The following is a 13663-nucleotide window of genomic DNA, read 5'->3' on the forward strand; positions in this document are numbered from 1 at the left end:
CGCAAGCTCCAAGTTCAAAGCTTGAAGCTTGAAGCTTGAAGCTCAGTAACTGTTAAACTCCCGCGCCCAATTCTCTCCTGCAAGGCGCCCAGCATGTCTTCCTTGAATCAGGCGCTGCGCGCCGCCCTCGATCAACGCCAGGACCTGCTCGCCGAACTGCACCAGCAGGGCACCGATTGCTATCGCCTGTTCCACGGCAGCCAGGAAGGTGCCGGTGGCTTGACCATCGACCGCTACGGCCCGCAATTGCTGGTGCAGAGCTTCCATCAGCCGCTGGAGCGCGAGGCGCTGCTGCAGCTGCACGACGCGATCAACCAATACCTGGGTTTTGAAACCCTGTTGGTCTACAACGACCGCTCCCGCGGTAACTCGCGCATCGATCGCGAAGACATCGTCTACCGCGCCGACGAAGCCGCCCTGCAAGACCTGGTCGGCCACGAATGGGGCCTGAACTATCGGGTGCGTGGCCGCCATGCCGGACAAGACCCTCTGCTGTTCCTCGACCTGCGCAACACCCGCGGCTGGGTCAAGGATCACAGCAAGAACAAAAGCGTGCTGAACCTGTTCGCCTACACCTGTGGCGTCGGCCTCAGTGCCGCCGCCGGCGGCGCGCGCGAGGTGTGCAACCTGGACTTCGCCGAAGGCAACCTGGCGGTCGGTCGGGAGAACGGCCAACTCAACCCGCAGTTGCCGCCCATGGAATTTATCCAGTCCGACTACTTCCCGGCCATTCGCCAACTGGCCGGCCTGCCGATCAGCCAGCGCCGCGGGCAAAAACTGCCGAGCTATCAGCGCCTGGAACAGCGCCAGTACGATCTGGTGCTGCTGGACCCACCGGCCTGGGCCAAGAGCGCATTCGGTACCGTCGACCTGCTGCGCGACTATCAGAGTCTGCTCAAGCCGGCCTTGTTGACCACCGCCGACAACGGCGTGCTGATCTGCTGCAACAACCTGGCGAAAGTCAGCATGGACGACTGGCGCGAGCAGGTTTTGCGTTGCGCAGAGAAGGCCGGGCGGCCGGTGCGTGAATGGAGCGTGATGAAACCAGGCGCCGACTTTCCGTCGATGGATCAGCAACCACCGCTGAAAACCCTGATTCTGCAGCTCTGACAGCTGTGGGAGAAATCTGAAACTTCCTCGACAGGTCAATCACTTCGGAACCAGAAACGCGTGCCATACTCCAAGGCACTCCGATTCAGACAGATGAAGCCGCACATGTACAAAGGATTGATTCGCGCCATCGGCGCCTTGTTGACTGCTCTGGCTCTCTACAGCTTGCTGGGTTTTCTGATTTTACCGGGTGTGGCGTTGCGCATTGCCAACCAGCAACTGGCCAACTACGCCACCACCCCCGCCACGATCCAGCGGATCGAGTTCAATCCGTTCAGCCTTGAACTGACCCTCTGGGGCTTGAACATCGGCGAGCCCGGCAAGGAGCAGGTCGCTTTCGAACGCTTGTACGCCAATCTGCAACTCGACAGCCTGTGGACCAAGGCGGTGCACCTGTCCGATGTCGAACTGGACAAGCCCAAGACCGAAATCCTGTTCGGCAAGGACGGCAAACTCAATCTGCTCGGGCTGTTCAAACTGCCAGCAAGCGAACCCACACCAACCGACCCGGATGCCAAGCCGTTTCCGCTGCGCATCGAGCGGATCAAGCTGGCCGGCGGCGCCGTGCACTTTGAAGACGCCCGCCCCAGCGAGCCCATCGAGTTTCTCTACGACTCCCTCGATTTCGAGCTGAAGAACCTCAGCACCCTGCCCGATGACAGTGCCGACATGACCCTGGTGGCCGTCGGCCCCAATGGCGGACAGATCGACTGGACGGGCAATTTCAGCCTGATCCCGATCGCCTCCGAAGGTAAGCTGAAAATCACTGATGGCAAGATGAAAGCCTTTTGGCCCTATGTGCGCGATGCCGTTCCACTGGATCTCGAAAATGGCGTCATGAGCATCAGCACCGACTACAAACTCAGTCTGTCCAAGGAAACCGAGCTGCTGCTGAGCAATGTAGCGGTCACTGTCGCCCCCTTCGCGATCAAGGCGCCGGATGGCCGGCCGCTGGTAAAGCTTGAGCGACTGGACGTCAGCGAAACCACGGTGGACCTGGCCAAACAGCAGGTGGTGGTCGGCAAGATCCGCAGCCACAAACTGGAAACCTGGGCCGCGCTGGAACCGGACGGCCAACTCGACTGGCAGAAACTGTTCGCCAGCCAACCGTCAAAAGCCACCGCCAAAGCCAAGGCGGATGCCGAACCGACCAGCACTCCGGCGGCGGCAGACTCACCGAAACCCGAACCGGGCGCACCCGACAAACCCTGGCAGGTACTGATCAAGGATGTGCAACTGCGCGACTACAAGGTGCATCTGGCTGACCGCAAGGCGCAGCCTGCCGTCGCCCTGGACCTGGCTCCGCTGAACCTCGACCTGCAAAACTTCGACAGCCTCAACGGCTCGCCCTTTACCCTCAAGCTCGATACCGGCGTGGGCAAGCAAGGCAAGATCATGGCCGACGGCGAGGTCAACCTGGCCCCGGTCAGCGCCAGGCTGAAGGTCCAGACCAGGGACATCGACCTGCGAGTTGCCCAGTCCTACATCACGCCATTCATTCGCCTGGAACTGCGCAGCGGCATGCTCGGCAGCGATCTGGCGGTCAACCTCAAAAGCACCGAGCCCCTGGCCTTCGGCGTCACCGGTCGCGCCCAGGTCGATCAGCTGCATACCCTGGACACCCTGAAAACCCGCGACTTCCTCAAGTGGCAACAGGTCGTGGTCGAAGGCCTGAACTATCAGCATGGGGACAGCCTGTCGATCGACAAGGTCAACCTGTTCCAGCCCTATGCGCGTTTCATGATCAACGATGATCGCACCACCAACATCGACGATCTGCTGATCCCGCAACCGGCGGATTCCGGGGCAAAAACGGCAGCGAGCAAACCGACAAGCAACGAAAAACCACTGGGCATCCACATCGGCGGCATTTTCATCAATGACGGTTCGGCCAACTTCGCCGACTTCAGCCTGACCCCGAACTTCGCCACCGCCATCCAGCAACTCAACGGGCAGATCGGCACCATCGACAGCCGCCAGCCCAAACCGGCCAGTGTCGACGTCAAGGGCAAGGTCGACCGCTACGCGCCGGTGACCATCAAGGGCTCGGTCAATCCGTTCGACCCGATGGCCAGCCTCGACATCGCCACCAGCTTCAAACGCGTGGAACTGACCACGCTGACCCCCTACTCCGGCAAGTTCGCCGGCTACCGTATCCGCAAGGGCCGGCTCAATCTCGACCTGCATTACCAGATCACCAAGGGGCAGCTCAAAGCCGAAAACAAGGTGGTGGTCGAGCAACTGCAGCTGGGTGAAAAAGTCGACAGCCCGGATGCCGTGAGCCTGCCGCTGAAACTGGCGATTGCCTTGCTCAAGGACGTCGACGGCAAGATCTCCATCGAGCTGCCGGTCACCGGCGATCTGAACAACCCTCAGTTCAGCGTCATGCCGATTATCTGGCAGACCCTGCGCAACCTGATCGTCAAAGCCGCAGCGGCGCCGTTCAAACTCATTGGCGGGCTGGTCAACGGTGGCGGTTCGGAAGACCTGGGCAGCGTTTCATTTGCGGCGGGTTCCAGCGAATTGGGCAAGGACGCCGAAGGCGCCCTGGACAAACTGTCCAAGGCGCTCAAGGAACGCCCGGCCCTGCGCCTGGAAATCGAAGGCACCGCCGCCCAGAGCAGCGATGGCCCGCTGATCGCCGAACAACGCCTGGAACGGGAATACCAGTACAACTACTACAAAATGCTCCAGCGCCGCGGTGACAAGGTCCCGGCCCAGGCTTCGTTGCTGGAAGTGCCGGATGGGGAAAAAGGTCCGTTGCTCGAAGGTATCTACCGCACCCGCCTTAAAACCCAGCCCCCTGCCGAATGGAAGGACCTGGGCAAGGAAGAGCGCACCGCAAAAATGCGCGCCGAGGTGATCAAGTTCTGGAGTTCCAGTGACGTACTGTTGCGTCAACTGGGCCAGGAGCGCGCCAGCAGCATCAAGGATTACCTGGTCGACAAGGCCAAACTGGAAGATGAGCGGGTGTACTTCATCGACGCCAATCTGGGCGAAGCGGAAAGTGACGGCCGCGTGGTGACACCGATGCATCTGGATGCCGAGTGATGATGCGGCGGCTGGCAGGCCTGGTCCTGGCGCTATCGGCCAGTCAGGCCTGGGCCGCCGATACCCTGCGCTGCGGCAGCCAATTGATCAGCGTCGGTGATCGCTCAAGTGAGGTGGTGCAGAAATGCGGTGAACCGGTGAGTCGCGACCTGCTGGGCTACAAGCGCAGTGCAGACCGGCGCGAGGAGTTTCAGGTCGAGGAATGGACCTACGGACCGAATGGCGGCATGTATCAATACTTGCGGTTCGAAGGTAATCGGCTGAAACAGATCACCAGCAAACGCGGCAATTGATTAACCACGATTCAAAGTGGGAGCGGGCTTGCTCGCGAAAGCGGTTTTTCATTCAACGCATGTGTTGAATGTCAGTCAGCCTTCGCGAGCAAGCCCGCTCCCACAATTGTTTACGGCGAACCACATAAAACAGGCCCCGGCAAAAATGCGCGGGGCCTGTGGTGGCCAACATCCGTTTGGCCCTTCGCATGAACACTCAGGTTGCAACAGACGTATGACTCGGCTCGTCTGTCGCGCCTTCTCCCGGTCCAGGCGAGAAGTCTTGCCTTACTCGGCTTTCAGGCCGTCAGCGGAGACCGCCTTGACGCCTTTGATTTTCTTGGTGATGGCCACAGCCATTTCCTTTTGCGAATCGGTCACGGCGGTGGTCGACGACAGCGATACCACACCTTTGTTGGTTTCAACCTTGATGTCGCTACCTGGGATGCCTTTTTCGGTCATCAGGTCAGCTTTGACTTTGGTGGTGATCCAGGTATCGGAAGTAGCTTCTTTCGCTTCGGTCATCTCACCGGCAGCCAGCACCATTGGCGACTGGGTTGCCTGGGTGGTTTGAGCAAACGCGGCGTTGGCCATGGTCAGGGTCAGCGCGGTAGCAGCAGCGGCAGTGATAGCGAACTTCTTCATACGAGTAACTCCTGTTTTTCGGAAAGTCTGCCGGGTGTCTTGTCGGCAGGGTTACCAAGGATACTGCGAACGCTGTGCCAACTTTGAGACCAAGGATAAAACATTATAAATCAACAAGTTATAAAATCAGCTAATTTTCGGAATCATGCAAAATGCACGAGATGCACAAACACTGCATGCAAGTTGCGGGTTTATGAAAAGTTCCTAAGATGCTGAAATTTCTGAGCTTTATGAGCGGCTTTTGACGACCGGTCGACAAACAGGAAAAACCCCGCAAAAGCGGTAGTGCTCACTGTATCTGTGGCGAGGGAGCTTGCTCCCGCTGGGGCGCGAAGCGGCCCTGAAAATGGGACTGCTGCGCAGTCCAGCGGGAGCAAGCTCCCTCGCCACAGATGAACAGCATTACGCAAAAGCGGGGAATTGATTGAGCAACTCATGCCGCAGAACCGGAACACCCTTTAGGCAAGTAATCCTGGGAAACACTGCTCTTGCATGACCAGCCTTTGGCTTCGTCCCGTGTCAGGGTGACGGTTTTGCCCTGGACCACCCCCGGGGCATTGTGCAACGTACATACGATTGATCCAGCTCCCTCCGGCGTTGTAGCCGTCACAGACAGGGTGCAATGGGTGGTCGATGCCTCACCGGCGGGCGCCACGTTGGCAATTGTCGGCGTTTCCCCCTGATTAATCACATCCTCGAACGGCACCTTCATCGCAGTCAGCTCGGCCATCGCCGCCGTGACCTTGGCTCGGGCCTGGTACTTGGAATACATCGGCAGGCCCAGTGTTGCCAGGATCCCGATGATCGCCACCACGACGAGCAACTCGATCAGGGTAAAACCTTTCTGATTGTTCATGTACAAGCTCCATGCATGAGTCGAAGGCTCATGACCTGCCCCTTGGCAGCACAGCCTGTGCCAAGGCCGGAAGCCCCTGTTGGCAGGGGACCTGGTAGCCGTCAGGCCTTTTCCTCCCACCAGAACCCGCACTATCTGACGTTTTTTGTCACCTCACCCTGGCGGGTTTGGCCCCATCCTTTGACTAGGCTATAAGAGCAACTCAATCGGAATACCCAGGACTGAACATGGCGGTCAAGGCAGCGAAAATCAGCGTGTATGCATGGGAAGGCATCGACCGCAAAGGCACAAAAGTGACCGGCGAACTCAGCGCTCAAAACCCGGCGCTGATCAAGGCGAAACTGCGCAAGCAAGGCATCAGTCCCGGCAAGGTTCGCAAAAAAAACCCATCTGTGTTCAGCATGGGCAAGCGTATCAAGGCCCAGGACATTGCCCTGTTCACCCGGCAAATGGCGACGATGATGAAGGCCGGCGTGCCGTTGTTGCAGTCCTTCGACATCATCGGCGAGGGCTTCGATAACCCGGCCATGCGCACGCTGGTGGACGAACTGAAACAGGAAGTTGCAGCAGGCAGCAGCTTCGCCGCCGCCCTGCGCAAGAAGCCCCGGTATTTCGATGAGCTGTATTGCAACCTGGTGGATGCCGGCGAGCAGGCCGGTGCCCTCGACACCCTTCTGGAGCGGGTCGCGACCTACAAGGAAAAAAGCGAATCCCTCAAGGCCAGGATCCGAAAAGCCATGACCTACCCACTGGTGGTGGTGTTCGTCGCGGCAATTGTCACCGGGATTCTGCTGGTCAATGTCGTGCCGCAGTTCGAATCGGTGTTCAAAGGCTTCGGCGCCGAACTGCCGGCCTTCACCGTGATGGTCATTGGCCTGTCGCAATTCATGCAGGCCTGGTGGTGGGTGGTCCTTGGTGCACTGCTCACGATGGCCTTCGGCGTGCGCCACGCCCTCGGGAAGTCCCCGGCCTTGCGTGACCGGATGGACACCTGGCTGCTGAAACTGCCGCTGGTGGGCACCCTGATGCACAAGTCCGCCGTGGCCCGATTCGCCCGCACACTGTCGACCACTTTCGCTGCCGGCGTGCCGCTGATGGAGGCCCTGCAATCAGTGGCCGGCGCGACCGGCAATAGCGTGTTCAAGCGCGCTGTGTTGCGCATCCGGCAAGACGTTTCGACCGGCATGCAATTGAATTTCGCCATGCGTACCTCCGGCGTCTTTCCGAACATGGCGATACAGATGACGGCCATCGGCGAAGAGTCAGGCACCCTGGACGCCATGCTCGACAAAGTCGCGGGATTCTACGAAGACAACGTCGATAACATGGTCGATAACCTCACCAGCCTGATGGAGCCGTTCATCATGGTGGTGCTGGGTGTTATCGTCGGTGGACTGGTAGTTGCCATGTACCTGCCCATCTTCCAACTTGGCTCAGCGATCTGACATGCCCTTGAATGAAATCCTGATTCACTCTCCGCTGGCCTTTGTCCTTCTCGCAGGCATCACCGGCCTGCTGGTCGGCAGTTTCCTCAATGTCGTGATCTGGCGCCTGCCGAAAATGCTCGAACGCGACTGGCGTGAGCAGGCCCATGACATTCTCGGGCTACCTGGCGAAACGCCACTGCCGACCTACAACCTGTTGCTGCCCCACTCCCAGTGCCCGCACTGCGGTCACCGAATCCGCGCCTGGGAAAACATCCCGCTACTCAGTTATGTGTTCTTGCGCGGCCGCTGTTCAGCCTGTGCGGCAGCGATCAGCCCGCGCTATCCGTTGACCGAACTGGCCTGCGGGTTGTTGTCGGCGTTTGTTGCCTGGCACTTCGGTTTCGGTTGGCCGGCCGCCCTGGTGCTGGTCCTGAGCTGGGGGTTACTGGCGATGAGCCTGATCGACGCCGAACATCAGATATTGCCGGACGTACTGGTCCTGCCGTTGATTTGGCTGGGGTTGATCGTCAACAGTTTCGGCCTGTTCGTGTCGTTGCACGAGGCGCTGTGGGGGGCGATCGCCGGCTACGGCCTGCTGTGGTCGGTGTTCTGGCTGTTCAAGCTGATCACCGGCAAGGACGGCATGGGCTACGGTGACTTCAAGCTGCTGGCGATGCTGGGCGCCTGGGGTGGCTGGCAGATTTTGCCGCTGACCATCCTCCTGTCCTCGCTGGTGGGAGCAATCATCGGGTTGATCACCCTGCGCTTGCGCCACGCAAAAACCTCGACACCTATCCCTTTCGGTCCCTATCTGGCCATTGCCGGCTGGATTGCCTTGCTCTGGGGTGGTCAAATAACCGACCTCTATTGGCAGTTTGTCGGTTTGAAATGAATACCCCTGTGGAAAAACCCTGGATTCTCGGCCTGACCGGCGGCATCGGCAGCGGTAAAAGCGCGGCCGCCCAACACTTCATCGATCTGGGCGTGCATGTGGTCGACGCCGATCATGCCGCTCGCTGGGTCGTTGAACCCGGCCGCCCGGCACTGGCACAAATCGCCGAACACTTCGGCCCCGGCGTGTTGCAGACCGACGGTCAACTGGACCGCGCCGCACTACGCAAATTGATCTTCGAAGTGCCTGAAGAGCGCCGCTGGCTGGAGGCCCTCCTGCATCCACTGATCGGCGAGGAAATCGCTCATCACCTGGCGCTGGCAAAATCACCTTATGCGATTCTGGTTTCGCCGCTGCTGATCGAGTCCGGCCAGTACGCCATGACCCAACGGGTGCTGGTGATCGATGCGCCGGAACAATTGCAGATCGAACGCACCCTGCAACGTGACCAGACCAGCGAGCAACAAGTCCAGGCGATCCTCAAGGCCCAGTCCAGCCGCCAGGATCGCGTGAGCCATGCCGACGACGTCGTGGTCAACGACCGCGACCTGGCCTGGCTGCACAGCGAGGTCGAACGCCTGCATCACTTTTATCTTACTTTGCGTGGAGGCCAGTCATGAGCCAACCAACAACCGTCGAATGCCCAACCTGTGGCGCCCCCGTGGAATGGACCGCCGAGAGCAAATTCCGGCCATTCTGCTCCGACCGCTGCAAACTGATCGACCTGGGCGCCTGGGCGTCCGAAGAACACAAGATTCCAGTGGCTCCCGATGCCGAGGACGAGATGTTCAGCGGTGACTTCGACCCGCGCCACTGATCCACCGGTTCGACGATTTCAGGGCTTGGGATCGTCGTCCTTCCAGGGGGCCGAGAGGTAGCGGGTGCGGTTGAACGTCTCAAGCCACTCCGGACAAAACACGACCAGCGCACTGACGATCATGCCGTTGATAAAGGCTTCGGGAAAAATGATCAGCCATAGATATCCGACAAAATCTTCCAGCCAGTACGGCATGGCAAAACGCTCGTCGAACCATAGCAACCAAAGCGCCAGCAGCAGACACAGCAATGCCGACAGCGCGGCGGCGAAAAATCCGGAAACGAAGATATACACGAAGGGATTTCGTGGCTGCGCCCGCTCCACCAGGATCGCGCAGCACTCGGTGACCAGCACCGGCAGCGCAATCAACAACGCGCCATTGACCCCGACCGCCGCCAGGTCCTGTCGGCCGAGCAGCACCAGTCCCGCTTGTGCAATCAACCCGCCAACCAGCGCCAGCGGCCAGTCCAGCAGTAGCGTCACCGCTGTCATGCCGATGAAGTGGTAAGACACGCCGGTATCAAAGTCGCGCCGCACCAGCCACAACAGAAACAGCGCAAACACCGTTCCAAACAGCAGATGCTGACGACGGCTGTCGGTGAACAGTTCAACCCACGACGCGCGCGCGATCGCCCAGATCAACACGGGCACATAGATCAGCCAGCCGACCGCAAGGGTTTGCGATGACAGCAACTCTGCACCGATCATGGCTACGCGCGACTCCTTGGCGAAAGACAAATGACACTCAGTCTACACCGCCGCTCGCCTGCCCTTCGACTTCAAGCCCAATGCCGCGGATCGTTCGTCACCGCGTCATGTTCGGCAAACAGCTTCGGCAGCTCAGACTTGAGAAAATCCACCCAGGTGCGGACCTTGGCATCGAGAAAGCGTCGCGAAGGATACAGCGCATACACATTACGCTCGCGCAGGCGCCATGCAGGTAACAGGCGCAGCAAAGTGCCATCGCTCAAGGGCCGCGTCGCGGTGTAGAACGGCAGCAGGCTGATGCCCATGCCCGCCTCCGAAGCCTTGACCATCGACTCGGCAACGTTGCACTGAAAGGTCTTGGCCGGGCTGACGGCGTGCTCGCCGTGCTCGTCCTGGAAAAGCCATTGATCGCTGTACAAGGGGTCGAGCATGCGCAGGCATTGATGATCGTTCAGCGCCAGCGGCTGCCGCGGTACACCCCGGCGTTGCAAGTAAGCCGGGGAGGCACAGGGCACGCTGTAGATCTGCCCGACGGCCTGCGCAACCATTTGCGAGTCGGCCAGTTCGGGAGCTATCGAAATCACCACATCGTGCCCCTCCTCCAGCGGATCGGGATTGAGCTGCGACAAGGTCAGCTCGAACACCACATCGGGATAAAGCTCGCTGTAGCGGGCGATCAACGGCGTGAGCAGCACCCCCAGGCCGTTCATGCTGTGCACCCGCAGGCGTCCGGCCGGCTTGATATGAGCGCCACGGGCCTCGGCCGTCGCCTCATCCATGGCGTCGACGATTTGCCGGCTGCGCAGCAGGAAGCGCTCGCCGGCGTCGGTCAGGCTCAAGCGCCGCGTGGTGCGTTGCAGCAGGCGCGCCTGTACATGTTCCTCCAGATCCGCGACCAATCGGGATACCTGCGCGGTCGACAGATCCAGCGCATCGGCAGCCCCGGTGAAACTGGCGCAATCCACCACCCGGATGAACACGCGCAAGTTGTTAAGCACATCCATAAGCCCCCCTCGGGCGATGACTGTTACGTTTTATGTAAGGCTGCATCCACCGTTCGCCCCTTTATCCGTGGGTGGCAAAGACTAAAATTCAAACATCACCAACAACACGGAGCACGCCAACATGAAAACGTTGATCAGCCTGTTGCTGACCGTCATCGCCACCTCGGCCATGGCCGCTGACAACGAGCCGCTCGCAGTCCTGTACAACCCGGCGCAGCCACTGGACATCGCCAAAGTGGTTTCTGTGTCCGACACTGCGACCGCGTGCGGGGTTGTACCGGCGACCATGGAGTATGTCGATCATCAGGGCCAGACCCACCGCGTGACCTATAACGTCATGGGTGATTGCACCAGCAACCTGTAATCAATGGGCTCACAGCAAGGTCCAGGTGTAGCTGAGGATCAAGCGGTTCTCGTCGATATCACTGCGGTAGTTTGAACGCGCCATCGCGTTGCGCACTCGGATGCCAAGGCCTTTGAGGCTGCCGCTCTGCAACACATAGCCGATGTCCAGGTCACGCTCGCGATCCTTCCCTTCATAACCCTTGCCGGTATCGACGTTATTGCCGCTGATGTAGCGCACGGTACTGGTCAGCCCCGGTACGCCGAGCGCCGCGAAGTCATAGTCGTAGCGCGCCTGCCAGGAACGTTCATCGGTGGAGGCGAACTCGTAGGTCGGCACTTCGTTGCCCAGCGGCGAGATGTTGGCAAACACCCGTGGAAACGCGCTGTCGCCGAACATGCCCTGATAGCCGACGTAAAACGTATGACCGCCACGCTTGGCCGACAGCAACGAGAAGAACGCCTGGTTGTCGATGTTGCCCAGCAGTTTTTTGCCGTCCTCGCGCGAATCGTAGTAACCGAGGTTGGCGCCGAGGGTCCAGTCGCCCACCGGTTCACTGTGCTTCAAACCCAGAAAGCGCTGGTTGTAGATATCTTCCAGTTGTCCGTACCAGGCGCTGACCGAGCTGCGCTTGTCGTTGAAGACATAATCAGCGCCGGCAAAATTGAAACCGTCACTGCTGACCTGGCGCTGCGGCACGTGCCCCAGCATCGCTTGCATCTTTTCGTCGCCAGCCTCGTTGCGCAGGCTGGTTGAACTCAAGTGACCACCCTGCAGCGTCAGGCCATTGATCTCGCTGGAAGTGATACTTGCACCCTGATAACTCGGTGGCAGCAGGCGGATATCGCTGAATGCCAACACCGGCAGATTGGGTTGCAACTCACCGACTTTCAGCTCTGTTCTGGAGTAGCGCATCTTCAACGCGCCTTCCAGGCGGCTGTAGTTGTCCGGCGCGCGGCCGTCGTCCTGCACCGGCAGCAAACCGGTATTGGTCCGGTCCGGAGCGCTGTCGAGCTTGAGACCGAGCAAGCCGATGACGTCCACCCCAAACCCGACAGTGCCCTGGGTGTATCCGGACTTCACGTTGAGGATGAAACCCTGGGCCCACTCTTCAGCCTTCGATTGCTGGTTGGCGCCGACGATGTCGGAATAGTCGCGGCTGAAGTAGTAATTGCGCGCCTGCAACGTCGCGGTGGTGTCTTCGACAAAGCCGGTTTGCGCCGCCATCGCACCTGTGGAAAAACTCGAGACGACAGCCAGGGACAACGCCGAACCGGTTGTTGGGAGAATCTGTTTCATCGTTTTCTCTTATTGTTATTGATCGACTGGTTGAAGGACTTCAGTAGCCGTGGATTGGCGATGGGGAACGGGACGACGGACGCTCAACAGCACATGGGTGACCATGCCGAAAATCAGCCCCCAGAATGCCGCGGACAAACCGAACAACGACATGCCCGAAGCCGTGACCAGAAAGGTCACCAGCGCGGCTTCACGATCGCTCGGCACCGCCATCGCGCCCGTCAACGCGCCGGCAATGGCGGCGAACAGGGCCAGCCCGGCCAGCGCCGCGATCAACTCTTTGGGGAACGCTGAAAACAGCGAGACCAGCGTGGCGCCGAAGATCCCCAACAGCAGGTAGCACAGGCCGCCGACGACCCCGGCCACGTAGCGTTTGTGAGGATCTTCGTGGGCTTCGCGACCGGTGCAGATCGCCGCGGTGATCGCCGCCAGATTCAGCCCATGGCAACCAAAGGGCGCCAGCAGCGCGGTGCCCAGCGCGCTGCTGGCGATGATCGGGCTCGCCGGCGTCGGATAACCGCTGGCGCGCAGCACCGCCATGCCGGGCACGAACTGACCGGTCAGCGCCACCATCACCAGCGGCAAGGCGATGTTCAGGATCGCGCCCAGGCTGAACTCGGGCGTGATCCACACCGGCGTGGCCAGGCCGATCACCAGCGCTTCACGATGCAAATCACCGGTGAACGCGGCAATCGAACACCCCACCACCAGCACCAGCATCACCGCATAACGCGGCATCACGCGCTTGCAGATCAGGTAGCAGGCAAACATCGCCAGGACCAGCACCGGCTTGTGCTGCATCGACACGAACAACCCGGTGCCGAAACTGAACAGGATCCCCGCCAGCATCGCCGCCGCGATGGCCGCGGGCAGCCTGCTGATGATCCGGTCGAAAGCCCCCGAGATGCCAACCACGAAAATGACCAGGCTGCTGACCAGATAAGCCCCCACCGCCTCTGCCATGGAGATGTCCGGCAACAGCGTCACCAGCAACGCCGAGCCTGGCGCCGACCAGGCGATGATCACCGGAACGCGGTAGCGCAGGCTCAAACCGATACCGAGCACGGCACTGCCAATTGAGATCGCCCAGATCCAGGACGACAGCATTTCCCGCGAAAGATGGGCCGCTTCTGCCGCCTGAAAGATGATCACCAATGGACCGGCATAGGAAATCACCGTGGCAATGAATCCAGCCACCGCGGCTGACAACGAGAAGTCCTGGAAAAACGCTTTCATCAC

General features: G+C 60.0%; 14 protein-coding genes. 8 read left to right on the top strand and 6 right to left on the bottom strand.

The genetic code is table 11. The features are described 5' to 3' along the window. Nucleotides 1–93: 93 nt before the first annotated feature. The 3 genes from KW838_RS18685 to KW838_RS18695 all read left to right on the top strand — a co-directional run bounded on the left by KW838_RS18685 (nucleotide 94) and on the right by KW838_RS18695 (nucleotide 4454). Nucleotides 94–1110 carry a class I SAM-dependent rRNA methyltransferase gene (locus KW838_RS18685; RefSeq protein ID WP_102701622.1) on the top strand — a complete coding sequence of 339 codons (1017 nt, stop codon included), beginning with the start codon at nucleotides 94–96 and terminating at the stop codon, nucleotides 1108–1110. Between the two features lie 93 nt (nucleotides 1111–1203). Next, entirely contained in the window at nucleotides 1204–4161 is a 2958-nt protein-coding gene (locus tag KW838_RS18690; protein WP_218502362.1) for a DUF748 domain-containing protein, read from the top strand. After that, on the top strand, nucleotides 4161–4454 hold the full coding sequence (locus tag KW838_RS18695) for a DUF2845 domain-containing protein (protein ID WP_218502371.1): 294 nt from the start codon (nucleotides 4161–4163) through the stop codon (nucleotides 4452–4454). The genes KW838_RS18690 and KW838_RS18695 overlap by 1 nt, the downstream gene beginning before the upstream one ends. A gap of 267 nt (nucleotides 4455–4721) precedes the next feature. Here the strand turns inward: KW838_RS18695 and KW838_RS18700 are convergent, their stop codons facing one another. Together KW838_RS18700 and KW838_RS18705 are read right to left on the bottom strand one after the other, a co-directional pair. After that, a complete protein-coding gene (locus tag KW838_RS18700; protein WP_056728649.1) occupies nucleotides 4722–5078 on the bottom strand; it encodes a BON domain-containing protein in 357 nt (118 codons plus the stop codon). Nucleotides 5079–5511: 433 nt separating this feature from the next. Then, nucleotides 5512–5934: a pilin gene (locus KW838_RS18705; protein ID WP_218502373.1), complete on the bottom strand. Its 423-nt coding sequence runs from the start codon at nucleotides 5932–5934 to the stop codon at nucleotides 5512–5514. A 227-nt stretch (nucleotides 5935–6161) separates the two neighbouring features. Here KW838_RS18705 and KW838_RS18710 point away from each other — a divergent pair, with 227 nt between their 5' ends. From KW838_RS18710 to yacG, 4 genes are read left to right on the top strand one after another with little or no spacing between them, the layout of a single operon-like run. After that, the gene (locus KW838_RS18710; protein ID WP_218502375.1) at nucleotides 6162–7379 is read left to right on the top strand and encodes a type II secretion system F family protein; all 1218 of its coding nucleotides are present in this window, start codon (nucleotides 6162–6164) and stop codon (nucleotides 7377–7379) included. Nucleotide 7380: 1 nt separating this feature from the next. Continuing rightward, the gene (locus KW838_RS18715) at nucleotides 7381–8253 is read left to right on the top strand and encodes an A24 family peptidase (RefSeq protein ID WP_218502377.1); all 873 of its coding nucleotides are present in this window, start codon (nucleotides 7381–7383) and stop codon (nucleotides 8251–8253) included. After that, nucleotides 8250–8873 carry a dephospho-CoA kinase gene (gene coaE, locus KW838_RS18720; protein WP_007970541.1) on the top strand — a complete coding sequence of 208 codons (624 nt, stop codon included), beginning with the start codon at nucleotides 8250–8252 and terminating at the stop codon, nucleotides 8871–8873. The genes KW838_RS18715 and coaE overlap by 4 nt, the downstream gene beginning before the upstream one ends. After that, nucleotides 8870–9070, top strand: a complete 201-nt coding sequence (gene yacG / locus KW838_RS18725; protein ID WP_007970539.1) for a DNA gyrase inhibitor YacG — start codon at nucleotides 8870–8872, stop codon at nucleotides 9068–9070. The genes coaE and yacG overlap by 4 nt, the downstream gene beginning before the upstream one ends. Nucleotides 9071–9088: 18 nt before the next feature. Here the strand turns inward: yacG and KW838_RS18730 are convergent, their stop codons facing one another. Both KW838_RS18730 and KW838_RS18735 read right to left on the bottom strand, forming a co-directional pair. Next, entirely contained in the window at nucleotides 9089–9778 is a 690-nt protein-coding gene (locus KW838_RS18730) for an energy-coupling factor ABC transporter permease (RefSeq protein WP_218502387.1), read from the bottom strand. A 71-nt stretch (nucleotides 9779–9849) separates the two neighbouring features. Beyond that, nucleotides 9850–10782 carry a LysR family transcriptional regulator gene (locus tag KW838_RS18735; protein WP_218502397.1) on the bottom strand — a complete coding sequence of 311 codons (933 nt, stop codon included), beginning with the start codon at nucleotides 10780–10782 and terminating at the stop codon, nucleotides 9850–9852. A gap of 121 nt (nucleotides 10783–10903) precedes the next feature. Between KW838_RS18735 and KW838_RS18740 the strand changes: the two genes are divergently transcribed. Continuing rightward, on the top strand, nucleotides 10904–11146 hold the full coding sequence (locus KW838_RS18740; RefSeq protein WP_057713259.1) for a DUF2790 domain-containing protein: 243 nt from the start codon (nucleotides 10904–10906) through the stop codon (nucleotides 11144–11146). Between the two features lie 9 nt (nucleotides 11147–11155). On the opposite strand, the gene KW838_RS18745 is transcribed toward KW838_RS18740, so the two are convergent. Continuing rightward, nucleotides 11156–12424: an OprD family porin gene (locus tag KW838_RS18745; RefSeq protein WP_218502399.1), complete on the bottom strand. Its 1269-nt coding sequence runs from the start codon at nucleotides 12422–12424 to the stop codon at nucleotides 11156–11158. A 15-nt stretch (nucleotides 12425–12439) separates the two neighbouring features. Beyond that, nucleotides 12440–13660 carry a benzoate/H(+) symporter BenE family transporter gene (locus tag KW838_RS18750; RefSeq protein WP_102701611.1) on the bottom strand — a complete coding sequence of 407 codons (1221 nt, stop codon included), beginning with the start codon at nucleotides 13658–13660 and terminating at the stop codon, nucleotides 12440–12442. Between the last annotated feature and the right edge of the window lie 3 nt (nucleotides 13661–13663).

The sequence above is a fragment of the Pseudomonas sp. PDM27 genome (assembly GCF_019219205.1).
GTDB classification, from domain to species: Bacteria; Pseudomonadota; Gammaproteobacteria; order Pseudomonadales; family Pseudomonadaceae; genus Aquipseudomonas; species Aquipseudomonas laurylsulfatiphila.

Bases quoted from the DNA above. Each gene is read 5' to 3' on its own strand.
- KW838_RS18705 (WP_218502373.1), bottom strand. From the start codon at position 5,934: ATGAACAATCAGAAAGGTTTTACCCTGATCGAGTTGCTCGTCGTGGTG.
- KW838_RS18695 (WP_218502371.1), top strand. From the start codon at position 4,161: ATGATGCGGCGGCTGGCAGGCCTGGTCCTGGCGCTATCGGCCAGTCAG.
- KW838_RS18750 (WP_102701611.1), bottom strand. From the start codon at position 13,660: ATGAAAGCGTTTTTCCAGGACTTCTCGTTGTCAGCCGCGGTGGCTGGA.
- coaE (WP_007970541.1), top strand. From the start codon at position 8,250: ATGAATACCCCTGTGGAAAAACCCTGGATTCTCGGCCTGACCGGCGGC.
- KW838_RS18745 (WP_218502399.1), bottom strand. From the start codon at position 12,424: ATGAAACAGATTCTCCCAACAACCGGTTCGGCGTTGTCCCTGGCTGTC.
- KW838_RS18685 (WP_102701622.1), top strand. From the start codon at position 94: ATGTCTTCCTTGAATCAGGCGCTGCGCGCCGCCCTCGATCAACGCCAG.
- KW838_RS18735 (WP_218502397.1), bottom strand. From the start codon at position 10,782: ATGGATGTGCTTAACAACTTGCGCGTGTTCATCCGGGTGGTGGATTGC.
- KW838_RS18740 (WP_057713259.1), top strand. From the start codon at position 10,904: ATGAAAACGTTGATCAGCCTGTTGCTGACCGTCATCGCCACCTCGGCC.
- KW838_RS18700 (WP_056728649.1), bottom strand. From the start codon at position 5,078: ATGAAGAAGTTCGCTATCACTGCCGCTGCTGCTACCGCGCTGACCCTG.
- KW838_RS18730 (WP_218502387.1), bottom strand. From the start codon at position 9,778: ATGATCGGTGCAGAGTTGCTGTCATCGCAAACCCTTGCGGTCGGCTGG.
- yacG (WP_007970539.1), top strand. From the start codon at position 8,870: ATGAGCCAACCAACAACCGTCGAATGCCCAACCTGTGGCGCCCCCGTG.
- KW838_RS18710 (WP_218502375.1), top strand. From the start codon at position 6,162: ATGGCGGTCAAGGCAGCGAAAATCAGCGTGTATGCATGGGAAGGCATC.
- KW838_RS18690 (WP_218502362.1), top strand. From the start codon at position 1,204: ATGAAGCCGCACATGTACAAAGGATTGATTCGCGCCATCGGCGCCTTG.
- KW838_RS18715 (WP_218502377.1), top strand. From the start codon at position 7,381: ATGCCCTTGAATGAAATCCTGATTCACTCTCCGCTGGCCTTTGTCCTT.